The sequence below is a fragment of the Nocardioides sp. YR527 genome, from assembly GCF_900101045.1.
Taxonomy (GTDB): domain Bacteria; phylum Actinomycetota; class Actinomycetes; order Propionibacteriales; family Nocardioidaceae; genus Nocardioides.
The window spans coordinates 336,375-361,082 of the sequence record NZ_FNFN01000005.1; the positions used below are offsets into that span (position 1 = coordinate 336,375).

At 69.9% G+C, this 24,708-nt stretch carries 28 protein-coding genes; 10 read left to right on the forward strand and 18 right to left on the reverse strand.

Features of this window, described 5'->3' with window-relative positions:
• Positions 1–50 precede the first annotated feature (50 nt).
• Positions 51–1,298: an MFS transporter gene (locus BLT25_RS17135; protein WP_218131388.1), complete on the forward strand. Its 1,248-nt coding sequence runs from the start codon at positions 51–53 to the stop codon at positions 1,296–1,298.
• A gap of 4 nt (positions 1,299–1,302) precedes the next feature.
• On the opposite strand, the gene BLT25_RS17140 is transcribed toward BLT25_RS17135, so the two are convergent.
• Positions 1,303–1,866, reverse strand: a complete 564-nt coding sequence (locus tag BLT25_RS17140) for a GNAT family N-acetyltransferase (protein WP_091048320.1) — start codon at positions 1,864–1,866, stop codon at positions 1,303–1,305.
• A 57-nt stretch (positions 1,867–1,923) separates the two neighbouring features.
• Between BLT25_RS17140 and BLT25_RS17145 the strand changes: the two genes are divergently transcribed.
• Together BLT25_RS17145 and BLT25_RS17150 are read left to right on the forward strand one after the other, a co-directional pair.
• Complete coding sequence (locus tag BLT25_RS17145) at positions 1,924–2,604, forward strand: ArsR/SmtB family transcription factor (RefSeq protein ID WP_256328638.1); 681 nt, start codon at positions 1,924–1,926, stop codon at positions 2,602–2,604.
• Positions 2,597–3,301: an SRPBCC family protein gene (locus BLT25_RS17150; RefSeq protein ID WP_091048325.1), complete on the forward strand. Its 705-nt coding sequence runs from the start codon at positions 2,597–2,599 to the stop codon at positions 3,299–3,301. The genes BLT25_RS17145 and BLT25_RS17150 overlap by 8 nt, the downstream gene beginning before the upstream one ends.
• Here BLT25_RS17150 and BLT25_RS17155 read toward each other — a convergent pair.
• The 5 genes from BLT25_RS17155 to pcaH all read right to left on the reverse strand — a co-directional run bounded on the left by BLT25_RS17155 (position 3,283) and on the right by pcaH (position 8,613).
• Entirely contained in the window at positions 3,283–4,716 is a 1,434-nt protein-coding gene (locus BLT25_RS17155) for a phytoene desaturase family protein (protein ID WP_091048327.1), read from the reverse strand. The genes BLT25_RS17150 and BLT25_RS17155 overlap by 19 nt on opposite strands.
• 141 nt (positions 4,717–4,857) lie before the next feature.
• The gene (locus BLT25_RS17160) at positions 4,858–6,009 is read right to left on the reverse strand and encodes a bifunctional 3-oxoadipate enol-lactonase/4-carboxymuconolactone decarboxylase PcaDC (protein ID WP_091048329.1); all 1,152 of its coding nucleotides are present in this window, start codon (positions 6,007–6,009) and stop codon (positions 4,858–4,860) included.
• Positions 6,006–7,265, reverse strand: a complete 1,260-nt coding sequence (locus BLT25_RS17165; protein ID WP_091048331.1) for a lyase family protein — start codon at positions 7,263–7,265, stop codon at positions 6,006–6,008. Before BLT25_RS17165 ends, BLT25_RS17160 begins: the two co-directional genes overlap by 4 nt.
• An 8-nt stretch (positions 7,266–7,273) precedes the next feature.
• Positions 7,274–7,825: a protocatechuate 3,4-dioxygenase subunit alpha gene (gene pcaG, locus BLT25_RS17170; RefSeq protein ID WP_091048333.1), complete on the reverse strand. Its 552-nt coding sequence runs from the start codon at positions 7,823–7,825 to the stop codon at positions 7,274–7,276.
• Complete coding sequence (gene pcaH / locus BLT25_RS17175; RefSeq protein ID WP_256328639.1) at positions 7,822–8,613, reverse strand: protocatechuate 3,4-dioxygenase subunit beta; 792 nt, start codon at positions 8,611–8,613, stop codon at positions 7,822–7,824. The genes pcaG and pcaH overlap by 4 nt, the downstream gene beginning before the upstream one ends.
• A 96-nt stretch (positions 8,614–8,709) precedes the next feature.
• Here pcaH and BLT25_RS17180 point away from each other — a divergent pair, with 96 nt between their 5' ends.
• From BLT25_RS17180 to BLT25_RS17190, 3 genes are all read left to right on the forward strand, one after another.
• Positions 8,710–9,453 (forward strand): IclR family transcriptional regulator, encoded by a 744-nt coding sequence (locus BLT25_RS17180; protein WP_091048338.1) that lies wholly within the window; start codon positions 8,710–8,712, stop codon positions 9,451–9,453.
• A 160-nt stretch (positions 9,454–9,613) separates the two neighbouring features.
• Positions 9,614–10,663, forward strand: a complete 1,050-nt coding sequence (cobT, locus tag BLT25_RS17185; RefSeq protein WP_256328640.1) for a nicotinate-nucleotide--dimethylbenzimidazole phosphoribosyltransferase — start codon at positions 9,614–9,616, stop codon at positions 10,661–10,663.
• Between the two features lie 35 nt (positions 10,664–10,698).
• Positions 10,699–11,460, forward strand: a complete 762-nt coding sequence (locus tag BLT25_RS17190) for an adenosylcobinamide-GDP ribazoletransferase (protein WP_091048341.1) — start codon at positions 10,699–10,701, stop codon at positions 11,458–11,460.
• A 165-nt stretch (positions 11,461–11,625) separates the two neighbouring features.
• On the opposite strand, the gene cobU is transcribed toward BLT25_RS17190, so the two are convergent.
• Complete coding sequence (gene cobU / locus BLT25_RS17195; RefSeq protein WP_091048343.1) at positions 11,626–12,165, reverse strand: bifunctional adenosylcobinamide kinase/adenosylcobinamide-phosphate guanylyltransferase; 540 nt, start codon at positions 12,163–12,165, stop codon at positions 11,626–11,628.
• Between the two features lie 37 nt (positions 12,166–12,202).
• Between cobU and BLT25_RS17200 the strand changes: the two genes are divergently transcribed.
• Positions 12,203–12,991 carry a metallophosphoesterase family protein gene (locus BLT25_RS17200; protein WP_091048346.1) on the forward strand — a complete coding sequence of 263 codons (789 nt, stop codon included), beginning with the start codon at positions 12,203–12,205 and terminating at the stop codon, positions 12,989–12,991.
• Between the two features lie 33 nt (positions 12,992–13,024).
• Here the strand turns inward: BLT25_RS17200 and BLT25_RS17205 are convergent, their stop codons facing one another.
• The 7 genes from BLT25_RS17205 to BLT25_RS17235 all read right to left on the reverse strand — a co-directional run bounded on the left by BLT25_RS17205 (position 13,025) and on the right by BLT25_RS17235 (position 18,670).
• Positions 13,025–13,786 (reverse strand): ABC transporter permease, encoded by a 762-nt coding sequence (locus tag BLT25_RS17205; RefSeq protein ID WP_091048348.1) that lies wholly within the window; start codon positions 13,784–13,786, stop codon positions 13,025–13,027.
• Positions 13,783–14,568, reverse strand: coding sequence for an ABC transporter ATP-binding protein (locus BLT25_RS17210; RefSeq protein WP_091048351.1), 786 nt, complete (start codon positions 14,566–14,568; stop codon positions 13,783–13,785). The genes BLT25_RS17205 and BLT25_RS17210 overlap by 4 nt, the downstream gene beginning before the upstream one ends.
• A complete protein-coding gene (locus BLT25_RS17215) occupies positions 14,565–14,936 on the reverse strand; it encodes a DUF1048 domain-containing protein (protein ID WP_256328641.1) in 372 nt (123 codons plus the stop codon). The genes BLT25_RS17210 and BLT25_RS17215 overlap by 4 nt, the downstream gene beginning before the upstream one ends.
• Positions 14,937–14,938: 2 nt before the next feature.
• Positions 14,939–15,268: a PadR family transcriptional regulator gene (locus BLT25_RS17220; RefSeq protein WP_091048355.1), complete on the reverse strand. Its 330-nt coding sequence runs from the start codon at positions 15,266–15,268 to the stop codon at positions 14,939–14,941.
• Between the two features lie 162 nt (positions 15,269–15,430).
• Entirely contained in the window at positions 15,431–15,949 is a 519-nt protein-coding gene (locus BLT25_RS17225; protein WP_091048357.1) for a hypothetical protein, read from the reverse strand.
• Between the two features lie 73 nt (positions 15,950–16,022).
• On the reverse strand, positions 16,023–18,362 hold the full coding sequence (locus BLT25_RS17230; RefSeq protein ID WP_091048359.1) for a WXG100 family type VII secretion target: 2,340 nt from the start codon (positions 18,360–18,362) through the stop codon (positions 16,023–16,025).
• Positions 18,362–18,670, reverse strand: a complete 309-nt coding sequence (locus tag BLT25_RS17235) for a hypothetical protein (RefSeq protein ID WP_143033779.1) — start codon at positions 18,668–18,670, stop codon at positions 18,362–18,364. Before BLT25_RS17235 ends, BLT25_RS17230 begins: the two co-directional genes overlap by 1 nt.
• A gap of 234 nt (positions 18,671–18,904) precedes the next feature.
• Here BLT25_RS17235 and BLT25_RS17240 point away from each other — a divergent pair, with 234 nt between their 5' ends.
• Positions 18,905–19,381, forward strand: coding sequence for a hypothetical protein (locus tag BLT25_RS17240; RefSeq protein WP_143033780.1), 477 nt, complete (start codon positions 18,905–18,907; stop codon positions 19,379–19,381).
• A gap of 10 nt (positions 19,382–19,391) precedes the next feature.
• Here the strand turns inward: BLT25_RS17240 and BLT25_RS17245 are convergent, their stop codons facing one another.
• Positions 19,392–20,411, reverse strand: coding sequence for an alpha/beta fold hydrolase (locus BLT25_RS17245; RefSeq protein WP_091048368.1), 1,020 nt, complete (start codon positions 20,409–20,411; stop codon positions 19,392–19,394).
• Between the two features lie 77 nt (positions 20,412–20,488).
• Between BLT25_RS17245 and BLT25_RS17250 the strand changes: the two genes are divergently transcribed.
• Positions 20,489–21,061: a TetR/AcrR family transcriptional regulator gene (locus BLT25_RS17250; protein ID WP_091048370.1), complete on the forward strand. Its 573-nt coding sequence runs from the start codon at positions 20,489–20,491 to the stop codon at positions 21,059–21,061.
• On the opposite strand, the gene BLT25_RS17255 is transcribed toward BLT25_RS17250, so the two are convergent.
• Entirely contained in the window at positions 21,027–21,587 is a 561-nt protein-coding gene (locus BLT25_RS17255) for a DUF6199 family natural product biosynthesis protein (RefSeq protein ID WP_143033781.1), read from the reverse strand. The genes BLT25_RS17250 and BLT25_RS17255 overlap by 35 nt on opposite strands.
• 36 nt (positions 21,588–21,623) lie before the next feature.
• Here BLT25_RS17255 and BLT25_RS17260 point away from each other — a divergent pair, with 36 nt between their 5' ends.
• Complete coding sequence (locus BLT25_RS17260) at positions 21,624–22,109, forward strand: hypothetical protein (RefSeq protein WP_091048377.1); 486 nt, start codon at positions 21,624–21,626, stop codon at positions 22,107–22,109.
• Positions 22,110–22,119: 10 nt separating this feature from the next.
• Here the strand turns inward: BLT25_RS17260 and BLT25_RS17265 are convergent, their stop codons facing one another.
• The gene (locus tag BLT25_RS17265) at positions 22,120–23,742 is read right to left on the reverse strand and encodes an alkaline phosphatase D family protein (RefSeq protein WP_091048380.1); all 1,623 of its coding nucleotides are present in this window, start codon (positions 23,740–23,742) and stop codon (positions 22,120–22,122) included.
• A 75-nt stretch (positions 23,743–23,817) separates the two neighbouring features.
• Positions 23,818–24,702 carry an oxygenase MpaB family protein gene (locus tag BLT25_RS17270; RefSeq protein ID WP_091048383.1) on the reverse strand — a complete coding sequence of 295 codons (885 nt, stop codon included), beginning with the start codon at positions 24,700–24,702 and terminating at the stop codon, positions 23,818–23,820.
• Positions 24,703–24,708: the final 6 nt, after the last annotated feature.

A 24,708-nucleotide genomic window follows, 5' to 3' on the forward strand; every position in this document is an offset into this window, starting at 1 on the left:
TTCCAATTTGGAACTCACTCGGAAGGGCTCGGATGGAAGAGGTACGCCGCGTGGCGCGGTCATTCTGGCTTTACTGGTCCGCCGGCACCCTGAGTGGCGTAGGGACCGCGGTCACTGCGGTCGCATTGCCGCTGACCGCGGTGACGGTGCTGGGGGCGAGCGCGTTCGAGATGGGGCTGCTCGCGGCGGCCGGGTATCTCTCCTGGATTCTCATCGGCCTGCCCGCGGGTGCGATCGTGCAGCGACTCCCGTTGCGCCGCGTACAGGTCCTCGCGGATCTCGCGCGCGCCGCCGCGATCCTCAGTGTTCCGTTGGTGTGGTGGGCAGGCGGCCTCACGCTGGTTCAGCTGCTGGTCGTCGCACTCGCGGTCAACTTCGCCGAGGTTCTCTTCTTCGCCGCGAACACGACGTTCCTGCCGAGCGTGGTCCCGAAAGAGCAGCTGACCAGCCGGAACAGCCTCATCTCCGGCACTCACGCCGCGACCCAGCTGGGTGGGCCGTCGCTCGGCGGTGTGCTTGTCCAGGTGATTGGCGCCGTCCCCGCGCTGTTCGTCGATGCTCTCTCGTACTTCGGCTCAGCGATCCTGCTGCAACGGCTTCCCGAGCGTCGTCAGCCCCAGGGCGACACCTCGGAGTCGATCGCATCGATGGTGGCCGAGGGTTGGCGGTTCGTGACCCGGCACCCGGTGATGGCGCCGGCCACATGGTGGGCCTGTGTGGTCAACTTCGTGTGCGGCGTTCAGCTCGCGTTGTTCGCCTACTACCTGGTCCACGAGCTCGACACCCCGCCCGGTCTCGTCGGCGTCCTGCTCGCCTCCGAGGGCATCGGCTCGCTCGTCTTCGCCGCGATCACACCCTGGCTGGTTCGTCGATTCGGCTCCGCCAGGGTGCTGATGTTCGAGGGCCTGCTCGGTGCGGTCGGGGCGGCGGTGATCCCGCTCGGCAGCGGCTGGGCCGGCTGGGTCTGCTTCGCTGCCGGAAACCTGCTCTTCGCCGGCAGCGTCGTGCCGGGCAGCGTGGTCACCCGGACCTACCGGCAGGTCGCCAGCCCGCCGGAGCTGCTCTCACGCGTGATGGCGACCGTGCGGTTCGTGTCGTGGGGAGTCATTCCGGTCGGCAGCCTCGTGGCCGGCCTGAGTGCGGAGCTGATCGGTCCCCGTCTCACGCTCCTCGTATCCGCAGCGGTGCTCCTGCTCGGGCCGGTCGTTCTCTGGGGGAGCCCGATCCGGACGCTGCGCAACCTCGAGGACTTCGAGGAACCGGGAGCGAAGGTCGGCCTGTCCGTCGCTGACAGGTGAGGTCCTATCTGCTCTGCTCGGACACCAACCAGGCCTCGCGGGTGATCTCGTACTCGACCTCGCCGTCGGCGTGCCCGGCGAGCGGTTCCTCGAAGGTCTCGTGGAAGGCGCGTACGAAGCTCATCCCGACCGAGACCATGGTCGCGCGGGACGCCTCGTTGACGGCCATCGTCTGCGCGATCACCCGATCGATCCCGAGGTCCTCGAACCCGTGGCGGAGCAGCTCGAGCGAGCCCTCCTTCGCGTAACCCTTGCGCCAGTGGCGCTGCGGGAGCCGGTAGCCGAGCTCGGCGGCATCGGTGCGCGGCGGGCTGTCGGGCGGCTCGAACATGTAGAGCCCGACGGCCTCACCGGCGACGTAGCCGATCCACTTGCCCTGCCCCTCCGTCTCCTTCGCCACCCGGATCCACTTGTGCATCCGCTCCTCGGTCTCCGCTGGCGTGAGCGCGCGGGTGAACAGATGGCGCAGCACCACCGGGTCGGAGTTGAGGTCGACCAGGAACGGCAGATGCTCCTCGGACAGCGGGACCAGGTCGAGGCGCTCGGTGCGCAGTCGGGCTTGCGGCATGCGTGCGACGTTAGCCAGGACGTACGTCGATGGCACCTGGTTTCTGGGGTGGTCCGGGTGCTGGCCAATCTCGTGACTCAATTGACAAATCAGTTTGTCAATTGCATCCTGAACCGTGTGAGCAACGGGATCATCTATGTCGACGAGCCGGACCGGGTGGCCGCGGCGCTGTCGCCCATTCGTCGGCAGCTGCTCGGTCACCTGCAGGAGCCCACCTCGGCCACCCGGCTCGCCGCCGTGCTCGAGCTGCCTCGCCAGCGGGTGAACTACCACCTACGGGCCCTCGAATCAGCCGGACTGGTGGAGCTGGTCGAGGAGCGGCAGCGCCGCGGATTCGTGGAGCGGATCGTCCGTGCGAAGCCGGGTGCGATCGTGGTCGACCCATCAGTGATGGACCGCGGATCCGCGTCTGCTGAGAGCGACGGGCGGATCATGGACCAGTTCGCCGCCGACCACCTGGTCGGGGTCGCGGCAGCCACAGTGCGGGATGTGGCCCGTATGCAGGTCAAGGCAGACGACCAGGGCAAGCGCCTGCTCACGTTCACGATCGAGGCCGCCGTGCGCTTCGCTGACGCCGCCGACGTACACAGATTCACCGAGGAGCTGACCGAAGCGCTGCGGCGTACGGCCGAAAGCTTCGACAGCCCGACCGGCCGTCAGTACCGCGTGGTCATCGGCGGGTATCCCGCCCCGGCCGCGGTGACCGAACCGTCCGAACAGGAGCAGAGTGATGAATGACATTCAGCGCGTCGAGACGCCGCGGATCGAGGTCACCGCGTCGGCCTCGGCCGATGCCGCGTGGGAGGCGCTTCGGGATCCGGCCGCCATCCGACAGTGGCACGGCTGGGACACGGAGGAGATCGAGGCCGAGATCGACTCGATCTACTTCACCGACGTCGTCGAGGAGGCCGACCGGCGCACGCTGGTCGCCAACGGCGGCGACAGGTTCGACATCCAGCCGGACGGCGACGGTGTCCGAATCACGCTGACCCGCGCGCCGTTGTCCGGCAACCCCGACTGGGACGCGTACTACGACGATGTCACCGAGGGTTGGACGTCGTTCATGCATCAGCTTCGGTTCGCGCTCGAGCGCCGGCCCGGCATGACCCGCCGCACGCTGTTCTTCGCCGATCGCGGCACCTACTCGGGCACCGTCATCGAGCGGCTCGGCCTCGACGCCGTCGCCGGGCAGCCCCGGGGCAGCCGCTACACAGCGACGATCGCCGGCGAGGACGTGGCCGGCGAGGTGTGGTTCCGCTCGACCCGCCAGCTGGGCGTGACGGTCGACGCATGGGGCGAGGGCCTGCTGGTGATCGCCGACACGGCCAGTACGTCGATGGCCATCCTCAGCACGTACGGCCTCGAGGGCGCCAACTTCGGGCAGCTCGACACGAGGTGGGCCGGCTGGTGGGCCGATCACCGCGCCGGGGAGTGAGCCCCAGCCAGGTGGCGCAGGGCGCGGTGGGCGGCGTGGTAGCCGCACATGCCGTGGACGCCGGCACCGGGCGGGGTGGCGGCGGAGCAGAGGAACATCCCGGGGATCCCGGTGTCGTAGCCGGCGAGGGTGGGCCGGACGATGAGCTGGCGCAGGGTGTTGGCGCCGGTGGAGATGTCGCCGCCGACGTAGTTGAGGTTGTACGCCGCGTAGTCGGCCGGTGCGGTGACGTGCGTCGCCACGATCCGGTCGCGGAAGCCGGGGGCGAAGCGCTCGATCTGGGCCAGCACCGCGTCGGTGGCGTCGCCCTCATAGGCGTGCGGGACCTGCGCGTAGGCCCAGACGGGGTTGAGATCTCCCGCCGAGCGGGACGGGTCGGCGACGTACTGCTGACCGAGCAGCACGAACGGGCGCTCGGGCATCCGGCCTGCTGCGATCTCCCGCTCGCTGGTCGCGATCTCGCTGATCGTCCCGCCGAGATGGACGGTCCCGGCGCGGCCGACCTCGGGATCGCGCCACGGGATCGGTCCGCGGACCGCCAGGTCGAGCTTGTACGCCGCTGGGCCGTGCTGCCACCTCCGCATCGCCCGACGTGGCCGCTGGGGGAGGGCGGCGCCGGCGATGTCGGCGAAGCCGCCGGGGCTGGTGTCGAACAAGGTGACATCGGCGTCGGGAAGATCAGCGAGGTTGCTGACGGTGGTGCCGGTGACGACGGTGCCGCCCAGTTCCTCGAGCCGCTCTGCCATGGCGAGGGTGATCGCGTGGGAGCCGCCCTCGGCGACCGGCCACCCGAGGCGATGCCCGCCGACCACCAGCATGGTGCCCACGGCGGCCGTGCCCGGGCGGTCCAGCGGCCGGAACGCATGCGCCGCGCACCCGGCGAAGAGAGCCTTCGCCGCCTCCTCGCGGAAGGCCTGCGCGAGCACGGCGGCCGGTGGAAGGGCGCGCATCCCGAAGCCGGCCAGGCGGAACGGGTGCCGGGGGAGTCGCACGATCGGACCGAGGACGTGGTCCGAGATCGCGTCCCAGCCGCGGACGACCGGGCCGAAGAGCTGCTCCCAGCGCCGGCCGTCGACGCCCAGACCCGCGGCTGTCGTCTCGAGAGAGCGGTGCAGGAGCGCGGCCGTGCCCGTGTCGAGCGGATGGGCGAGCTCGATCTCGGGAAAGCGCCAGGTCAGGCCGTATTTCTCCAGCTCGAGACAGCGCAGGAACGGCGAGGCCAGGCCGAGTGGATGGATCGCCGAGCAGATGTCGTGGCGCAGCCCGGGCAGGGTCAGCTCGGCGGTGCGCGTCCCGCCGCCGACGGTCTCCGCGGCCTCGAGGACCGTGACCCTCACGCCCCGCTGCGCGAGCACGATCGCGGCCGCCAGACCATTGGGCCCGGCGCCTACGACGGTCGCGGACTGTGGCTTCATGGCCAAGTTCTTACGCCGGTCGAGCCGCGAGCGCCAGCGAGCGTGTCGAGACCAACACGGTCGACTCGAGCGGCGATGAGACCGTGTTGGTCTCGACACGCCTCCGCCTAGCGGCTCCGGCGGCTCGACCAGCGGGACCCGTCATTCGTTCAGGACCCGGTTGGCGACGGCGAAGGCGGTGTTGGCGGCGGGTACGCCGACGTAGATCGAGGTCTGCAGGAGCACCTCGATGATCTCCTCGCGGGTCAGCCCGTTGGTGAGCGCGGCGCGGAGGTGGAACTCGAGCTCCTCGAAGTGGCGTCCGGCAACCAGGGCGGTGAGCACGCCGATCGAGCGGTCCCGGCGGGCGAGGCCGGGGCGGGTCCAGATCGTGCCCCAGGCGTAGCGCGTGATCAGGTCCTGGTAGTCGCGGTTGACGTCGGTGATCGCGGCGGTGGCCCGGTCGACGTGGTCGTCGCCGAGCACCTGGCGGCGTACGTTCATCCCGGCCGCGTAGCCCGGGTCCGAGGCCGTCACATGGGAGGTGATCAGGGTGGAGACGGCATGCGGCGCCTCGGCAGGGGCGAGGTGGCCGACGGCGTCGAGGCTGACGAGCCGACCGTTGCGCACCCCGACGGCGATCTCCTCGAGCGAGGCCGGCGGCGTCGGGGCGTCGTCGACGCCCGCGATCGCCAGGACCGGTGCGGCGATCTCGGCGAGCCGGCCGCGGACGTCGTACGCCGCCAGCGCCTCGCAGACCAGCGCATAGCTCTCCGCGTCGGCGTCGCGCAGCGAGTGGAGCAGGGCGCCGCCCCGGGCGGGCTCGCGCTCGAGGAAGCCGGGGGCGAACCAGCGCTGGGTCGAGCCGGCGATCTGTGAGGCGGTGCCGGCCTTGCGGACCGTCGCTGCCCGGTCGTTCCAGCCCTCGGGCTCGCCGATCTTGGCGCCGGTGTTGGTGAGCACCGCGGCGCTCACCCGGGTGGGTGCGTCGAGCAGGAGCTGGAGGCCGACGGCTCCGCCGACCGAGTCGCCGGCGTAGGCGAAGGTGCCGTGGCGCTCGCCGCGGTCGGCGAGGACGCGGTCGACGCATGCGAGCACGCCCGCCGCGAGGTCGGCCATGGAGAACACCTCGCCGGCCGGCGCGCCGTGGCCGTGGCCCGGAAGCTCCCAGCCGATGACGTGGAAGCTGTCCGCGAGCAGCTCGGCGGTGGCGTCCCAGAGTGCGGTCACCGAGGTGCCGAGGGACGGACCGACCACCAGGATCGGCTTGCTCGGGTCTCCGGCCAGCTCGACGGGGGTGATCCTCGGGGTCATGGCAGGTCCTTCCAGACTTCGTGGGCACGGGTGAGGGTGGCGTCGATGAGGGCGCCGGTGGCCCCCAGGTAGTCGTCGAGACCGGTCGCGGCACCGGAGCCGGCCAGGATCTCGCCTCCCACGAACCCGGTCAGGGACCGCTGCTCGGCCAGCAGGTCAGCACCCGCCGCCTCGGCGGTGGCGCGCATCCGGGCCGCGTCGACGCGGAGCCCGGCGAGGAGCTCGGTGGTCTGCGAGGCGGCGACGGCGCTGCGGCGGGCGAGGGTCGACAAGGTCTCCCACTCGACGTGCCAGGCGCCGTCGGGGCGCTCGTCGACGTAGCTCGCCGCCGCGGTGTGGAGGGTCGCGGCCAGCGGGGGAGCGGCGAGCGCGTGGCGGCGGATGAGGACCGAGAGCACCGGGTTGGACTTGTGCGGCATCGTCGAGGATCCGCCGCGTCCCTCGCCGGCCGGCTCGGCGAGCTCGCCGATCTCCGGGCGGGTCAACAGGGTGGTGTCGGTGGCGATCCGGCCCCATGTGTCGGCCGCGGTGACCAGTGCGTCGGCGGCCGCGGTCAGCGGGGCGCGGTTGGTGTGCCAGGGGGCTCGCGAGGACAGTCCGAGGGTCGTCGCCGCGGTCGTGGCCGCCTCGTGGGCGGCGGCGACGGGATCGTCGAGACCGCGGAGCCGGGCCAGGCCGACGACCGCCGCCAGGGTGCCGGCCGCGCCGCCGATCTGGGCGGGCAGCGACGTACGCGTCCGGCGGAGGGACTCGGCGGCATCGCTCAGGCCGGAGAGCCAGGTCGCGGCCTTGAGCCCGAAGGTGATCGGCACCGCGTGCTGGGTCAGGGTGCGTCCGGACATCACCGTGGCGCGGTGGTCCCGGGCAAGACCGACCAGCGAACCGGCCTGCGCGGCGAGCTCGTCCTCGACCCGGTCGAGCACGTCGGCGAGGCAGAGTACGAGCGCGGTGTCGACCACGTCCTGGCTGGTCAGGCCCTTGTGGAGCCACCGGGCGGCCTCACCGTCGAGCCTTCCGCGCAGCAGCTTGACGAGGCCGATGACGGGGTTGCCCCCGGCCTCGGCACCCTCGGCAAGCCCCGGGACGTCGTCGGCGGAGACCAGGTCGGCCAGCGGCGTACGCGCTTCCGCCGGGGCGATCCCGGAGGAAGCGACGGCGGCCAGCCAGGCCTCCTCGACCCGCACCATCGCGGCGAGGTAGGCGGCCTCGGAGAAGAGGTTCCCGGCGCGCTCCTCGCCGGGCCACAGCAGCGACATTCGACTCCTCAGCCGTAGGTGAGAAAGGTGGTCTCGCGGTCGCCCTGGAGGTGGACGTCGAACCGCAACCCCGTCGCGTCCGCAGTTGCCACCAGCGTCGCACGCTCGTCCTCGGAGAGCGAGACCAGCAGTGGGTCGCCGGCGTTGGCGGGGTGCCCGGGCAGGTAGATCCGGGTGTGCAGCTTGTCGAGCAGGCCGCGGGCGAACACGGTGAGAGCGAAGAATGGCGCCGCGCCGTCCTTGGCCGCCCCAGGGAGCACCGTCGAGAACGTGTAGTGGCCGTTCAGGTCGGTGTCGGCGCGGCCCCAGCCGGTGAAGGTCCAGCCGTCGCGGTGCAGCGACCCCTCGGCCTGCGGGATGTCGCCATCGGCGTCGGTCTGCCAGATCTCGAGCAGGGCGTCGGGGATGGGGTTCCCGGCACCGTCGTAGACCCGGCCGTGCAGCCGGATCGAGCCGGCGCTGCCCGGCGGGACGAGGTCGGCGTCGCCCTCGTAGGGGAGTGCGTAGCCGAAGAACGGGCCGATCGTCTGGCCCGGGGTCGGCCGGTCGGGGGTGCTCACAGGTCGCCCTCCTCGGGCTCGGTCCAGGTGCGGCTCGGGCCGGTCAGGACGATGTCCCAGTTGTAGCCCATCGAGTACTCGGGGGTGGAGAGGTCGTGGTCGTACCTCGCCACGAGAGCATCACGATCCTTCTGCGAGGTGATCGACTGGTAGATCGGGTCGAGCGCGAAGAGCGGGTCGCTGGGGAAGTACATCTGCGTGATCAGCCGCTGCGTGAACGCACGCCCGAAGAGGGAGAAGTGGATGTGCGCCGGCCGCCAGGCGTTGATGTGGTTGCCCCACGGGTACGGGCCGGGCTTGATCGTCTGAAACCGGTAGCGCCCCTCGGAGTCGGTGAGGCAACGGCCGACGCCGGTGAAGTTGGGGTCGAGCGGCGCCGGGTGCTGCTCGCGCTTGTGGATGTAGCGGCCGGCGGAGTTCGCCTGCCAGATCTCGACGAGCTGGTTGCGCACGGGGCGCCCCTCGCCGTCGGTCACGCGGCCGCTGACCGTGATCCGCTCGCCGATCGGCTCGTTGCTGCCGGCGATGGTCAGGTCGGCCTCGAGCGGGTCCACGTCGGAGTTGCCGAAGCACGGGGCCCACAGCTCGATGGTCTCGGGGTCGGCGTGGCGCGGGTCCTTGGTGGGGTGGCGCAGGATGCTGGATCGGTAGGGCGGGTAGTCCAGCAAGGGCTGACGTACGTTCTGACCCTCGGCGTCTGCCTCGATGCTGAGCTTCTCGAGCTCGGCGATCTCGGCCGAGAGGTCGGCTTGAGTCTCGACTGATTGTTTCGTGGTGGGCGCTGTCACGTTCCGAACGCTAGGTGGCGGAGGCGTACGATGAAAGCACGGACTTCCGCTGAGCGAAAGGGCCGATGGACTCTGTGGAAAGCGGGGGCGGGTCATATGGCAGGTGGTAGCGGAGGTCGCACGGTCGCCTCGCGCGTCCTCGGTCTCGTCGGCGCCTTCGATGCCGGCCATCGCCGACTCACGCTCAGCGAGCTCGCGGCTCGCGCGGACCTCTCCCTCCCGACCGCCCACCGCCTGGTCGCCGAGCTGGTCGAGTGGGGTGCTCTGGTGCGCGAGGAGGACGGGACGTACGTCGTCGGCCGCCGGCTGTGGGACGCCGGCCTGCTCGCGCCGGTCGCCACCGACCTGCGCTCGGTCGCGGCCCCGTTCCTCCACGACCTCTACGGGGCGACGCTCGAGACGGTCCATCTGGCCGTCCGCGAGGACGACCACGTGCTCTACCTCGAGACGCTGCGCGGCACCCGCAACGTACCCATCGTCTCCTCGGTCGGCTCGCGCCTGCCGATGTACTCCACCGGCGTCGGCAAGGTGCTCCTGGCCCATGCGCCTGAGGACGTACGCAACCGGGTGCTGGCCGGCCCGCTCAGACCGTTCACCCGCCACACCATCACCACCCCCGGCCTGCTGCGGCGCCAGCTCGACCGGGTGGTCACCGAGGGCTACGCGACCACCGCCGAGGAGATGACTCTCGGCGCCTGCTCGGTCTCGGTCCCGATCACCACCGGCTCCGGCGTCGTCGGCGCCCTCGGCATCGTCGTCTCCGACCTCCGCCGCAACCGCCTCCGCCTGGTCTCCGCCCTCAAAGTCTCAGCCCAAGGCGTCTCCCGCGCCCTCCCCTGACCCTGCTGGTCGAGCCGCCGGAGCCGCTAGGCGGAGGCGTGTCGAGACCAACACGGTCCCGTCGGCGCTCGATGGCGCCGTGTTGGTTTCGACACGCTCGCTGGCGCTCACGGCTCAACCAGCGGGAGCGGGCGGTGCCGGGGTGGGGTACCTTGCGCTGGTGACGATCCAGACCCCGAACGACGACGTACGCCGCGCAGCCGCCGGGCGCCTCGGAGCACTCGCGACGCCTCCCGGAGCCCTGGGACGGCTGGGAGAGCTGGCGGTCTGGGTGGCCGCGTGCCAGGGCGAGGTGCCGCCGCGGCCGGTCGAGAACGTACGCCTGGTGATCTTCGCCGGGGACCACGGTGTCGCCCAGCACGGGGTCTCGGCGTTCCCGCCGGCGATCACGGGCGCGATGGTGCGTACGTTCCTGGGCGGCCGGGCCGGGGTCAGCGCGCTCGCCAAGGCGCACGGCGTCCAGGTCCGGGTGCTCGACCTCGGTGTCGACGAGGAGTTCGCGGACCTCGACGCGGCGACCCGGGAGGCGCTGACCGCGCACAAGATCCGGCGGGGGAGCGGCGCGATCCACCTCGAGGACGCGCTGAGCGCCGAGGAGACCACGGCCGCGCTGGAGGCCGGCGCCGCGGTGGCCCGCGAGGAGATCGCGGCCGGTGCGCAGCTCCTGATCAGCGGCGACATGGGCATCGGCAACACCACGCCCGCTGCCGCGATGGTGGCCGCTGGGCTCGGGCTGCCCGCGAGCGAGGTCACCGGTCGCGGCACCGGCATCGGCGACGACGCGCTGCGTCTGAAGTCCGACGTGATCGACGCCGCCCTCGCCCGTGCCGGCGAGCGCACCGCTGACCCGATCCAGACCCTCGCCGCGCTCGGCAGCGCCGACCTCGCCGCGACCACCGGCTACCTCCTCGAGGCCGCCCGTGAGGGCACCCCGGTGCTTCTCGACGGCCTGATGAGCGTCGCCTGCGCCCTCACCGCCGACCGGATCGAGCCCGGCGCCGCGGCCTGGTTCGCCGCCGGCCACCGCTCCACCGAACCCGCCCAGTCGATGGCTCTGGAGAAGCTCGGCCTGGTGCCGCTCCTCGACCTCGACCTGCGGCTCGGCGAGGGCTCCGGCGCGGTCGCCGCCGTCCCGGTCGTACGCAGCGCCGTCGCCCTCCTGCGCGACGTCGCCCTGCTCTCCGAGCTCGCGCCGGGAGACCCTGCCTGATGCTCGTTCCGCCGAAGCGGAGCCCGAGGCAATTGATGAGGGACGCCTGGCGTCTCGCGGTCGGCACGCTGACCGCGGTGCCCGTGCCTCCTCCCGAGCACGTCGACCGCCGTCGCGCCGCGGTGGCGATGGCGGTCGCACCCCTGGCCGCGCTGCCGCTCGCGCTGGGTGCCGGCGCTATCGCACTCCTGGGGCAGCTCGCCGGGCTACCGCACCTGGTCACCGCCCTGCTCGCGATCGGCGTCGTGGTCGTCGGCAACCGGGCGCTCCACCTCGACGGCCTCGCCGACACGGTCGACGGGATGGCCGCATCCTACGACCGCGAGCGCTCGCTGGCGGTCATGAAGACCGGCACCTCCGGCCCGGCCGGCGTCACCGCGATCGTCCTGGTCCTCGGACTCCAGGTGGCCGGGCTGGCCTCGGTGCTGGGAGGGGAGATCGTACGTTCCTCGGTGCTCGTCGCTGTCGCCGTCTGCGCCTCGCGCGCGGCGCTGTCGCTGTGCTGCACCCGCGGGATCGTGCCGGCGCGTGAGGACGGTCTCGGGCGTACGTTCACCCAGACCCTGCCACCCCTCGTCACCGTTCTCGTCTGGGCCGTCGTCGCAGCCGCGCTCGCCGGCGCCGGCGCCTGGGCCGGTCTGCCGTGGTGGAGGGGAGCCCTCGCCGTCGCTCTCGCCGCGGCCGTCGTCGGCGCGCTCGTCCTGCGGGCGATCCGGCGGTTCGGGGGAGTGACCGGCGACGTCTTCGGCGCGGCCGTCGAGGCGGCGCTGGCAGCGGTCTTCGTCTCCCTGGCCTGACCCCTCCGCTGGTCGAGCCGGAATCGTGAGGAACGAACGAATCCGTGTCGAGACCAACACGGTGTCCTCTGCGCTCGTCGGGACCGTGTTGGTCATCTCGACAAGCTCGATACACCGCTCGACACGCTCGGCCGCAGGCGGCCTCGCGCTCGACCGACGGGGTGGCTAGAGCTTCAGCACTCGTCCGGCGATGACGAGGTGCACCTCGTCGCAGGCCGCGGCCAGCCGCTGGTTGACCAGCCCGAGCAGGTCGCGGAAGAGGCGGCCCGAGCGATGGGCCGGCACGACCCCGAGGCCGACCTCGTTGGTCACCAGCACCACGTCGCCGTCGTCCCGGCCGAGGACCGCGGCCGCGTCGTCGACCAGCGCCGAGACCGCAGCGGTCGCCTCCTCCGAGGTGGCCTCCCACAGCCCGCGCGAGTCCATGACGGCGGTGAGCCAGGTGCCCAGGCAGTCGACCATCACCGCGTCGCCCGCGGCCAGCCCATCGGCCAGCGCCCCCGCGAGATCCCGCGACTCAACCGTCCGCCAGCGCTCCGGCCGCCGAGCCCGATGCGAGGCCAGCCGCGCGGCCCAGTCGGGATCCGGCTCCTCCTCGAGCGTCGGCCCCGGCGCGACGTACGCCACCGACGGCGCGGCCGCGATCAGCGACTCGGCGTGCCGGGACTTCCCCGACCGCACCCCACCCGTCACCAGAATCCTCACCGGGCCAGTCTCCCAGTCATCGCATAGCCTGCGACCCATGACCCCAGAGCGCATCGCGCTGATCTCGGACGTACACGGCAATCTCACCGCCCTCGAAGCCGTCCTCGCGGACATCGAGGCACGTGGGATCACCAGGATCTTCAACCTCGGCGACTACGTCGGCAAGGGCCCGCGGGGCCGCGAGGTCGCCGAGATCTGCCGGGAGCGGTGCGAGGTCAACATCCTCGGCAACTGGGAGGACTTCCTGCTCGCCCCCGAGCCCGACTTCGGCCGCGAGTCGGTCGGGCTGATGTGGTGGCGGCTGCAGGCGTGGGAGCAGGCCGAGTGGCTGCGTACGCTCCCGTTCTCTCACGACTTCCTCATCAGCGGGCGGAGGGTCAGGCTCTTCCACGCCTCCGAGGAGACCGTCCACCGCCGGGTCAGGTTCGACCACGACGAGCAGGAGTTCCTCGGCCTGTTCCAGAACACCGAGGCCACCGGCTTCGACCGGCCCGAGCCCGACATGGTCGGCTACGCGGACACCCACGACCCCTACTACGAGACCGACCGGGACCGGCGCACCGTCTTCAACACCGGCAGCGTCGGCAACTGCATGAGCGACCCGACCCCGGTCTACGTCATCCTCGAGGGTGTGATGGACAGCGACCAGGAGGCGCCGTTCGGCATCCAGTGGGTCCGGGTTCCCTACGACGCGGAGGCCGAGATCGCGTTCGCCGCTGAGGAAGGCATGCCCGAGCTCGAGGAGTACACCTACGAGCTGCGGACGGGCTTCTACCGGGGCAACCTCAGGGACGGCGAGCAGCCGACCTACCACCGCGAGGGGTAGATCGGCTCTTCGCCGCTCCTGAACGTGGAGCCGTCAACTGATCTTGCGCCGGTAGACAGCCATGGCGGCGACGTACGAGGCGACCAGGATGCCCACGCACCAGGCCAGCGCGACCCAGATGTCGTCACCGACCGGCTGCCCCGCGAAGAGCGCCTGGATGGTGTTGACGATCGAGGTGACCGGCTGGTTCTCGGCGAAGGCGCGCACCGGCCCGGGCATCGTCTCCGTCGGCGCGAACGCCGAGCTGATGAACGGCAGGAAGATCAGCGGGTAGGAGAACCCGGTGGCCCCCTCCATGGTCTGTGCCGCCAGCCCGGGGATGACCGCGAGCCAGGTCAGCGCCAGGGTGAGCAGCGCCAGGATCCCGGCGACCGCGAGCCAGGCGCCCAGGTCCGCCGAGGTGCGGAACCCCATCACGAAGGCAACACCGAGGATGATCACCATGGTCAGCATGTTGGCCACCATCGAGGTCCCGACATGCGCCCACAGCACCGCCGAGCGGGCGATCGGCATCGACTGGAACCGCTCGAAGATCCCGCTCTTCATGTCGGTGAAGAGCCGAAGTGCGGTGTACGCGATGCCCGAGGCGATCGCCATGACCATGATGCCGGGGAGCACATAGTTGACGTAGTTGTCGGTGCCGGTCCGGATCGCGCCGCCCAGCACGTAGACGAAGAGCAGCATCATCGCGATCGGCGTGAGCGCGGTGGTGATGATCGTGTCAGGGCTGCGGGTGATGTGTCGCAGCGAGCGCCCCAGCAGGGTGCCGGCGTCGGCGAATGCGTGCTTGGTCATGACTGTCCTCCTTGATGGGTGCCTGCTTGGGTGGAGCCGGTGAGGGAAAGGAAAATTTCTTCCAGCGACGGCTGCTTCTCGACGTACTCGACCTTCGCCGGCGGCAGCATCGCCTTGAGCTCGGCGAGGGTGCCGTTGGCGATGATCGTCCCGCCGTGCAGGATGGCGATCCGGTCGGCGAGCTGCTCCGCCTCCTCCAGGTACTGCGTGGTGAGCAGGACTGTCGTGCCCTGCGCGGTCAGCTCGCGAACGACCCGCCACACCTCCAGCCGCGCCTCCGGGTCCAGCCCGGTGGTCGGCTCGTCCAGGAAGATCACCGACGGCGAGCCGATCAGCGACATGGCGATGTCCAGCCTCCGCCGCATACCACCGGAATACGTCGCGACCTTCCGGCCGCCCGCCTCGACCAGGTCGAAGCGCTTCAGCAGCCCGTCGGCCACGTCGCCGGGGGAGGGGAGATGGCGAAGCTTCGCGACCAGGATCAGGTTCTCCCGCCCGGTCAGGATCTCGTCGACCGCCGCGAACTGGCCGGTCAGCGAGATCGCCTCCCGCACCCGCTGCGCCTCCTCGACGACCGATGCATCCTCGACCAGCGCCGCGCCGGCGTCCGGTTTCAGGAGCGTCGAGAGGATGCGTACGGCCGTGGTCTTTCCGGCCCCGTTGGACCCGAGCAGCGCGAAGATCGTGCCCCGCGCCACCTCGAAGTCCACGCCCCGCAGGACCTGGTTGTCCTTGTAGGACTTCTCCAGTCCCCGTACGGAGATGGAAGCTGTCGCGCTCATGACTCGTCCTCCTTGTTGATGGTGTCGATGGCATCGTTGAGCCGGGCGCGCTCCTTGTTGATCCAGGCGCCCTCGGAGTAGTTCCTGGCGAACTCCTCGGCGAACTCGACCGGGTCGTCGCCGACGATCGCGCTGACCGGGGTGCCGTCGGCGGCGCCCTGCTCGAAGAGCTCGAGGAGGTCCTCGGCCATCGCGGTCACGATCGCGCCGTCGGCGATGCCGGCGGAGTACATCAGGTAGCGCTCGACCGCGTCGTGCGCCTTGCGGTGGCTCTCGGGGAGCTGCTGCTTGCGGGCCTTGAGCTGACGCCAGCGCTTCTTCAGCGCGAGCTCGCCGACGACGGCCTCGAACATTGATCGGATCGACATGCTTACTTCCCTTCCGTACGGAGGTTCTCCAGCCGGTCGGCCAGGAACCCCCAGGTGGTCCAGAACTCTTCGAGATACTTCTCGCCATCCGTGTTGAGCGAGTAGACCTTCCGCGGCGGCCCCTTCTCGGACGGCCGCTTCTCGACGTCCACCAGTCCGTTCTTCTCGATCCGGACCAGCAGCGCGTAGACCGTGCCCTCGGCGATCTCGTTGAACCCCTGGCTCCGCAGCCAGGTCGTGATCTCGTATCCGTACGCCGGGTTGCCAGTCAGGAACGCCAGCACGATCCCCTCCAGCGTCCCTTTGAGCATCTCGGTCATCTGCTTGCCCATCGGGCACCTCCTTCACTACTCAGTGTTGCTGACTACCAGTACATAGTAGCGCTGAGTAGTGATCGAAGGTCAAGTCCTTATCGCAAGCGGAAATGCCAGCGGCGCTGGTTCGACGGCCTCAACCGTCGTACCAGCGCCGCTGGTCCGTTTAGCGCGGTGCGTTCAGCTCTTGGTGTCCACGTCGGCGGCTCGCTCGAGCGCCGTGGCGAGTAGGTCCGCCACATCCACCGATGCCTCGCCATCCCCGCTGTGCGTCACCCCGACGCCGACCAGGCGTCCGTCCTCCGCCTCGGCGAACGCGACGCTGCCGACTTCGGCCGGATTCGACGACTTGCTCGTGAACGTGAATCCCACGGCCCCGTCGGGCAGCCCGCTGATCGGCTCCATCGTCGCCTCGCCATAGTCGCCCTGGTCGGCATCTGCCGAGCAGTCGTCAACGGCCTCCTCGATGGCGGCGATCATCGACCCCGCGTCTGGGTAGTACCCGCCCCCAGGAACGAACACGGTGGCACCCACGACATCTCCGTTCACGAGCGCGTACTGCTCGCCGGTCGTCCCGTCGTCAGCGGTCGACAGCTTCGTCTCCAGAGATCCGAGTGCATCACACCAGCCGGTTCCCGGCGCTCCCTTGCTCCCATCCGAGGTCTTCTCAATCTCCGGAAGGGCGTCGGCGTCGAGCAAGGTCGGCTCGGCGCCGCAGGCCGTCAGGAGCAGTGAAGCAGCACACAACAGTGCCGCCAGACCACGCGTAGGACTACTTGTAGTACTCCAGGAAGGCATTCTTGTACGTCCCTTCGAAGTCGCCGCTGGTCACGTACTCGTTCAGGTAGTTCATCGCCTCGTGAGCGTAGCGATCTGTGTCCTCTGCCGGGACGTCGGACATGCTGATGACCTTCCCGTCCTTCATGAACGTCTCGTCGGACTGCGGAATGTCGATCACGCCTGCCCGCTCGAGCGCGAAGAGCGCGTTGAGCTCGACACGGTTGATGCCCTCGGAAGCACGGACATTCGCGTTGTCGGTGGCCGCAGCCGCCTCGTTGGCGAACTTCTCGCCGGCTGCGTCCGTGCCGAGGTCGATCGCCTGACCGACGCCGTACTCGATCACCTTGCTGCCGAGCTCACCGACCTGCTCGGCGCCCGGGAGGGGCACCATCCCGGCCACCTCGCTCGTCAGATCGATGAACGCCTGACGCTGGGCGTCCCGGTCCTTCGCGCCATCGATCTCGACCTCACCGACGGCATGCTCGGCGAAGCCCTGGAGGTGGCCGCCGCGCTCGAGAACGTCGCGCAGCTCGGTGCGCAGGCCCGGGTCGTTGGGGTTCTGTGCCAGCTCGGCAGCGATGTTGTTGATCTGGGTCTGCTGGAAGGTTCCCACGCCCTCGGCGATGCTGGTCATCCCGTCCTGCGTGCTCATGGAGACCTTCATCATGTTCTCGAGGTCGCCTGCGTAGAACTTCGGGTAGGGATCCATCTTGCCGTAGTGGTCGAGCGAGAACGGTTCGGTTCCAGGTTCGCCCGAGTGGTCGGGGTTGTGGAGGGCAGCGTCGATTCCGGGGGTGTAGAACTTCATCAGCTCTGCCACATGGGGCGAAGCGGCCTTGGCGTCCTCCGCGTTGAAACCCTCGTTGTCGGTCACGTCGTGGAAGAACTTCGACACGAGGGCCGTCGTCTCCTGCGGGTGCTCCTTGAGAAGGTCCTGGTCGGTGCCGATGCCCTCGGCCAGCTCCGAGATGCCGGCGTAGCCGTCCGCCTGCCAGGTGCGCTTGTCGAAGTAGAACTCCTGGCGCTCGCCCCCGTGCTCACCTGTGAAGAACTCGAGGCCCTGCTCCGGGTGATCGCCGAGGTTGCCCATGATGGCGGCCATCGGGTCGTCGCCCCAGCCGCCGTCGTTGCCGGTGTCGAGCGGGCTGTGGCCGGTGTGCCCGTACCAGTTCTGGGCGCCCATCGGCCCGTCGGCCCGCTCGAAGCGGTCGAGCTCCTCGGCCGCTCCGAGGACGAGGTTGCCGTTGAGGTCGTGGTCCTTCATCAGGTAGGTGAGGACCGAGGCGCCACCGGTGCCGCCCCAGTTCGGGTAGCGATCCCGAAGGGCGTCCTGCTCATCGTCGGAGAGGTAGACCCCCGAGGGTCCGGCGTACTTCACGATGTCGTGGCCGAACTGTTCGGCCGGGAAACCGGGGTCGTTCGAGGCCGATGCGAGACCACTTCGAAGGTTGGACGCGAGTGTGTTGATAGAGCCGGAATCCGGCATCTGCATACGCAGATATTCCTCGATCCTCGCCATGCTGGCGACGGTGCCGTCCGCCCCGAGGTCTTTGTAGAGCCCGGCGGCAACGGTCGTGTCGTCGGTGTATGCGCTCAGCATGGAGTTGAGACGGTCGGCCTCTTCCTTGCTGAGCTTGTAGTCGTCGTCGTTGAGCGTGCTGTCGAGGCGGTCGCTGATCTCCTTGCCGAGGCGCGTCTGGACGTCGTCGGGCAGTGCGTCGACGTAGCCGTCGTACTTGCCGGGGTCGCTGAGCATCTTGTCGATGAGCTCGTCCTCGGGCAGGTTGCGCAGCTCGGGCGGGAGGCTTGCCTGCTCGATCGTGCCCTCGCCGCCGTCGTAGTCGCCCTTGGTGGCGTGGTTGAGCACGGCCGCCAGTTCGGTCTCGGCGGTCTCGGCGTCGGTCAGCGCATCCTGGATGGTCTGCGCGAGCTGCTGCATGGTGCCCTTGTCCTTGTCCGGGTCCTTCTCGTCCGGACTCGGGTCGGTGATCTGTACGCCGCCGGAGAAGCTGACCTTCCAGCCTCGGCCGATCGCGTCGTCGTAGGCGTGCTTGGCGTTGTCCTTGGCCTTCTTGATCGAGGCACCGGCCTCGTCGAGGCCGTTGATGACCTGCGAGAGCGGGGCGGCGATGTCGTTGAGGTCGGCGACCAGGCGGCGGTGGCGGTTCTCGGCGCGGGTGCTCGCCTCGCCGACCCAGGTGTCGGGGACCTTGCCGGCGTCCATCTCGTCCTGCTGGTCCTGGAAGCTCTTGCGGGCGGTGTTGAGCTGGTCCGCGGCCGTGTCGAGATCTTCGGGCTTCCAGCTCTGCAGCGTCTCGTACGTGACGGCCATCAGTCTCTTCCGATCATTGCTTCGCGGTAGCGCGCCTGCTGCGCTGTGATGGTGTCGGCCTCCACGATCGCGTCGGCGTCGGCGACCGTGGTGGTCTGGTGGTCGCGAGCGTCCTTGACCCACTTGTCCTTGTCGCTCTTCCACTCCGTCTTGAGGCCGTTCGCGGCGCCGACGACGGTGCTGCCCGGCAGCGCCGCGGCAACCTTGCCCATGGGGCCTTCGAGATCGAGGCCGGCGACGGCTTCGGCCGCGGTCCCGATGGAACGGGCCGCGGTCTTCACCTGCGGCGCCACGATTTCGACGTTCACGAGAGGGTCCCCCAAGACGATCGGAGCTGTTGGTATCTATCTCCTACCCCAAATTCCGGGTTTCAAACACAGATAGCCGAGAAATCTTGTCACAGGCCGAACCTGCGTCCGGACACGCCCCGGCTGCTCTGGATCTGCCCGTTGACGCCCTCCTGGTGGGATAGCGTCTCGGGCCAGACGAGGCCGTCCAGACCCACGGTGGTGGACGCGAACAACGTGATGGGGAAGGGCGCGATGTCACAACACAACGAGGCCGCAGGCACAGGACCGGCGTGGTCGCCGACGAGTCCGGCCGGCCCTGCTGGTGGTCCGCGAGGCGGCGCCTGGTTCGGTCCCACCGGACTCGCCCTCGGAGCGGGGATGCTGGTGATCGTCGCCCTGGTCCGCGTGATCGTCGGCTTCCCGAAGGTCAGTCAGAGTTACTACCAGGCCCTCTACAGCTTCGAGAGCGCTCCCGTCGTCTGGATCGTCCTCGGGCTCCTGATGATCGCCTCGATCGTCCCGATCGCCTTCGCGGTCGTCCTCGGCCACGTCGGCGTGAGCCGGGCGAAGGCGACCGGAACCAGCGCCGCCGTCTCCGGCATCGCGCTCGGGATCGGCTACACGCTGGTCGTCTTCTGGGTCGTACGCCTCGTCAACGCGATCGCGAACGCGGCCGAGTTCAACGGCGGATTCAGGATGTTCATCGAGTACGTCGGGCTCTGGGCGTAGGGCTCGGGGCTCAACGTACGTCGGCCCAGAAGCTCTCCAGCTCGGCATCCAGCTCGGAGGCCACCTGCATCGGAAGCGAGTGGGTGGTCTTCGGCCAGACCTTGACGGTCGCGCCGGGGACCTGTTCGGCCTTCTCTGCGGCGTCCTCGCCGCCGGCCAGCGACTTGTCGCTCGCGATGGCGACGTAGACCGGCATCGACAGGGAACGCATCTGATCGTCGGTCAGGCGCGAGGGGGTCGGGAGGCTGCCGGAGTCGAAGTGGGTCGTGCCGGCGGCGATCATCCTGGCCATCGGGTCCTCGGGATCGACCTCGTCGTCCTCGACGCCTCCGATCCGGTTCAGCGCGTGATCGCGCCAGGAGTCGGGCAGGAAGGGGAGCGCGGCCACCGCCGACCAGCCGATCGCCCAGACCGGCAGCATGCCGAACGTCATGATCGGCTCGAGCAGGGTCAGGCTGGCCAGCCGGTCCGGGTAGCGCACCGCTACGGCCGCAGCGAGGCCGCCGCCCTGCGAGTGACCGACCAGGTGGATCCGGTCGAGCTCGAGACCGTCCAGCGCCTCCTCGACCCACCGGGCGTTGTCGTCCATGCCGCGCAGCGGCAGGCTCTGCTCGGAGAGCCCGCTGTCGCCGATCGCGTCGAAGGCGTAGACGGTGCGGTGCTCGGCGAAGTCACGCAGGTTCTCTCCCCACATCGGTACGCCGCTGGCCCGTCCTGGCACGAGCACGACCGGGACGTCGTCGACCGGGTCAGGGTTCACCCAGGCGTACGCGCGGACCGTGCCGAAGGTGGTCTCCACATCGTGCGTCTCGGTCGGCTTCGGCAGCGCGGCGAAGGCCGCGTCGTACGCCTCGATGTAGGCCTGGCGGCCCGCCGGGCTGCGGAAGTGGCCGACGCCGGGGCCGCTCGTGCCGAGCACCATCACCAGGCACCCGGTCGAGGCGACCGCGATGACGGCGAGGAGCAGCACCGGCCAGCGCCGGCGCTTCCTGCGCGATTCGGAGTCTGCATGCTCGATGTCCCCATCCATGGCGTCCTCACGTTCCCGATAACGATGCGATCGCACTGTAACCTGTTGCGATGCGACTGTATTGCTAACCTGGCGCCATGCCAAGAGCCGTCGACCACGAACAGCGCCGGTTCGAGATCGTCGCCGGGCTCTGGCAGATCGTCGCGGAGCAGGGGATCGAGGGCGTCAGTCTGAGGACCGTCGCCGCCCGGGCAGGCGTCTCGATGGGTCGCGTACAGCACTACTTCGGCACCAAGGACGCGCTGGTGATCGCAGGCATCGACCTGCTCGTCAAGCAGGCCGTCGTGGGCTACGAGGCGACCGTCGGCAGTCCGCCCCGGGACCGCCTCCTCCACCTCTTGCTCCAGCAGATCCCCGCCACCGAAGCGGGCCGGATCGGCGTCACGGTCTGGTACGCCTACGTCGCCAAGGCGATGACCCACGCCGCCGTGCGCGAGATCCTCGCCGAGGCCACCCGTGTCGGTGTCGAGGAGTGCACCCGCCACGTCCAGGAGGCCGACGGCCTCGGAGAGGTCGAGGCCCGCGCACGTGCCATCGAGCTGCTCTCGCTCTCCGACGGCCTCACCCTTCGAGTTCTGATCGGCGACATCACCGCTGATGAGGCCGAGTCCTCGATCAGGGCATACAGCTCGCGCCTTCCGGGGTCATGATGAAGAGGATGCGGCCGCGGGCGCCGGGGTATTCGGCTTCGCCGCCGCGCACCGTGACCACCTCGCCGTTCGCGCGGGGCTCGATCTCCACCGATGCGCCCTCCGTACCTGCCAGGGAGCGCAGCGCATCAGGGTTGGCGACCTTGTCCTCGGCGTTCCACTCCACGGCCTGCTCGAACTTCGGCTTCAGGCGTCGGCACTCCTCCTGGGTGCGCGCCCGCGCTTCGTCCTCCTTCTCCTGTGCCCGCCCGAAGCCTTCGGCGATGGGGTCTGGGCTCGCGGTGCCGGTCGGGGAGTCGTCCGGCTCCGAGGTACCTCCCGGGCCGCCGAAGGCGAGGATCGCAGCGAAGACGAGGCAGGCGATGCCGACGAGCGCGGATCCGAAGCGGGTCACGCCGAGGTAGAGGTCGGAGGGCTCGGCGTCGCGGAACTTCCAGCCCTCCTCGAGGAAGAAGCCGACGTCCGGCCGTGCGGCGATGAAGAACGACCACGCGGCCCCGAGAACAAGGATGATCGCGAGCAGCATCACGGGGTATGTATATCCCGGCGTCAGGCGTCCCGGATGTGGTTGGGTTCCTCCGTGGTCATCGTCACCAGCATCGTCGCCGTGGTCGGAACCCTGCTCGGATCGGTGGTGACGCACTACTTCCAGCGTCGCAACCGGGCTGACACGGAACGCTTCGAGCGCAGCGAGCGGCTGCGGCAGGAGCGGCTCAGCGGCTATACGACGTTCGGCGGGGCGCTGGTCAACCTGCGCCGTGCGCACATGGACCGTTGGTATGCGGTCAACGACCGCCGTGAGGGTGTCGACACCGAGGCGCTGCGCTACGAGACGTACCGGCTGTACACGACCGCGCAGGAGGCACTGTTCCGCGTCCAGCTCGTCACCGAGCCCGGCGAGCTGGTCGAGCTGGGGAGGGCCGCGATCGAAGCCACGGCCGACCTCAAGCCCAACCTCTCGCACAAGGACTTCGACGGTGCCCGCGAGACGTCCCGCCGGCGCATCTTCGAGTTCATGGAGACGGCGCGGCGGTACGTCGGCGGCTAGGAGAGGGCAGCTACGCCGGCACGAGGCCGGGCCTGCCGGACTCGGTGAAGAACCGCCCGCCGACGGTCAGAGGAGCGTCGGGGGTGGAGACCTGGGCGACGTTCTTGTAGGTGATCTCCGCGCCGTCACGCCCCAGGGAGACCGTCGTGTAGCCCCGCAGGCCGTTGTAGAACTTCATGTGCGGATTGCGCTCCAGGTACGCCGCCCAGTTCGCGGGGTGCTCGGCGCCGTTGCCGCCCGAGGTGATGGAGGTCGTCACGACCTCGGTCCCCAGCACCCGCGAGGACGGGTCGTCGAAGTCGTCGTGGATGTCGAGGCCGTAGTGGACGTGCACATCGCCGGTCAGCACCATCAGGTTCGACTGCTCGGACGCCTTCCAGCCCTCGAGAATCCGGCGCCGGGAAGCGGGGTAGCCGTCCCAGGAGTCCATCGAGCGGGTGCCGTCGCCGGACGGGTTGTCGCGGCGCGAGAAGGTGACCTGCTGCGGGACGACGTTCCAAAGCGCTGAGGAGCGGCGCCAGCCGTTGATCAGCCACTGCTCCTGCTCGTTCCCGGGCAGCGTCATCGACTCGGCCTCGGACTCCGCCGACGGCACCTTCCAGCCGTCGCCGTTGGCCTGGTTGGTGCGGTACTGGCGGGTGTCGAGGATGTCGAACTGCGCCAGCCGGCCCCACTGCAGCCGCCGGTATAGCCTCAGGTCGGGACCGGACGGCTGCTGCGGGAGCCGCAGCGGCTGGTTCTCCCAGTAGGCGCGGTAGGCGGCGGCGCGGCGTACGAGGAACTCCTCCGGTGGCACCGAGTTCTCCGGGGTGTCGCCGGCGTAGTTGTTCTCGGTCTCGTGGTCGTCCCAGGTGACGATGAACGGGTGCGCCAGGTGGGCGGCGATCTGGTCCGGATCGGACTTGTACAGCCCGTAGCGGGCCCGGTAGTCGTCCAGCGTCACGGTCTCGTGGTTGAGGTGTGCCGGCAGCGGCTCGGTGTAGCCGCGCGTCCCGGCGGCGGCGTTCACGGCGTACTCGTAGAGGTAGTCACCCAGGTGGAAGACCGCGTCCACGTCCTCGCCGGCGAGATGCTTGTACGCGGTGTAGTAGCCCTGGTCGTAGCGCTGGCAGGAGGCGAGGGCGAAGGTCAGCGACGACACCGCGGCCCCGACGGCAGGGGCGGTGCGGGTCCGGCCGACCGGGCTGATCCACTGGCCGACCCGGAAGCGGTAGAAGTACTCGGTCGCCGCGTCCAGACCGCGGACCTCGGCATGTACGGAGTGGTTGAACTCGGCGTGCGCGGCCGCCTTGCCGCGGCGTACGACGCGTCTGAAGGCGGCGTCACGGGCCACCTCCCAGCCGACGTCGAAGCGCGCGGGCGGCATCCCGCCGGTGGGCTCGAGCGGGAGCGGTGCGAGCCGGGTCCACAGCAGCACCGAGTCGGGCAGCGGGTCGCCCGAGGCGACGGCGAGGGTGAACGGGTCCGAGGTGATCGCGCTGGGGGAGGCCGCCGGCGCGGCGAAGGCTCCCGTACGCGGCAGGCCGGTGGTGAAGGCCAACGCGGTCGCGGCGGCCGAGACGGTCAGGAAACGGCGGCGGTCGAGGCCGCGGAGGGCGCCGCGGAGATCAGGAGTGTTGCTGGGGGCAGGCATGGACGTGCTCCTGTCGATATGGGGGTTATCGACATCAGCGAAGCGGTGCCCGGTAAAGGCGGGGTGACGGGCGGGCTAAGCGGTCTCGGCCGTCCGGTGCACGGGGCACCCCGGTGCGAAGGTGCCGAGGTCCTCGGTGTTGAACCCGTGCGGGTAGCTCTTGATGCGGGGCATGTCCCGGACGTACGCGGGCTTCCGCCGTGCCGGCAGCAGCGCGACGAAGCGCGCCCGGGCCTTCAGCGCCCCACGGGACAGCGCCCGCGCGAGCCGGCCGGGCTCGGGGTAGTCGAAGGCCTCGAGCAGGTGCGGCTCCATCAGCGACAGCGAGAAGATCCGGATGATCGGCGCCAACGGCCGCGGATAGAACGTGGTCAGCAGCTCGAGGGTGGAGTCGGCGACGGCGCGGCCGCCCTCGTCGTAGGCGAAGTGCTCGGCCTCGTAGGAGTCGAGGAGCTGCTCGAAGTCCTCATAGGTCGCCGGGATGTCCTTGATCCCCATCCGCTTCCCGAGCGCCTGGTAGTAGCGCAGCGCGGCGAGCTGCTCGTCGGGGGTCGACTGCCGCCAGCCGAACTCCTGGTTCCAGCGCCGGGGGATCACCACGAACGTGGAGAGGACGTAGACCATGTCGTCGTTGGAGATGTCGTACATCCGGTGCATCTGGTTGATCCGCCGCACCGCTGCCCGGCCACGGGGGCTGTCCAGGTCATCGATCGCCGCGTCCTCCAGGAGCAGGGCGGTGTCGTCGTAGCGCTTCTGGGTGTTCTCGGTGAACTGGTGCGTGTCGGCCAGCAGCCGGCCGATCGAGGGCACCGCGTAGGTCCGGAACAGCGCGAAGCTGAGCGCCTGGGTCGTGTCCCACGGGAACTCGTAGAGCCCCAGACGCCTCGAGATCTCCTGGAACTCGGTCTCCGGGTCAAGCCCGGCTGTGCGCGCCCGCCTCCGATAATTCAGCTTGGCCATGGTGCC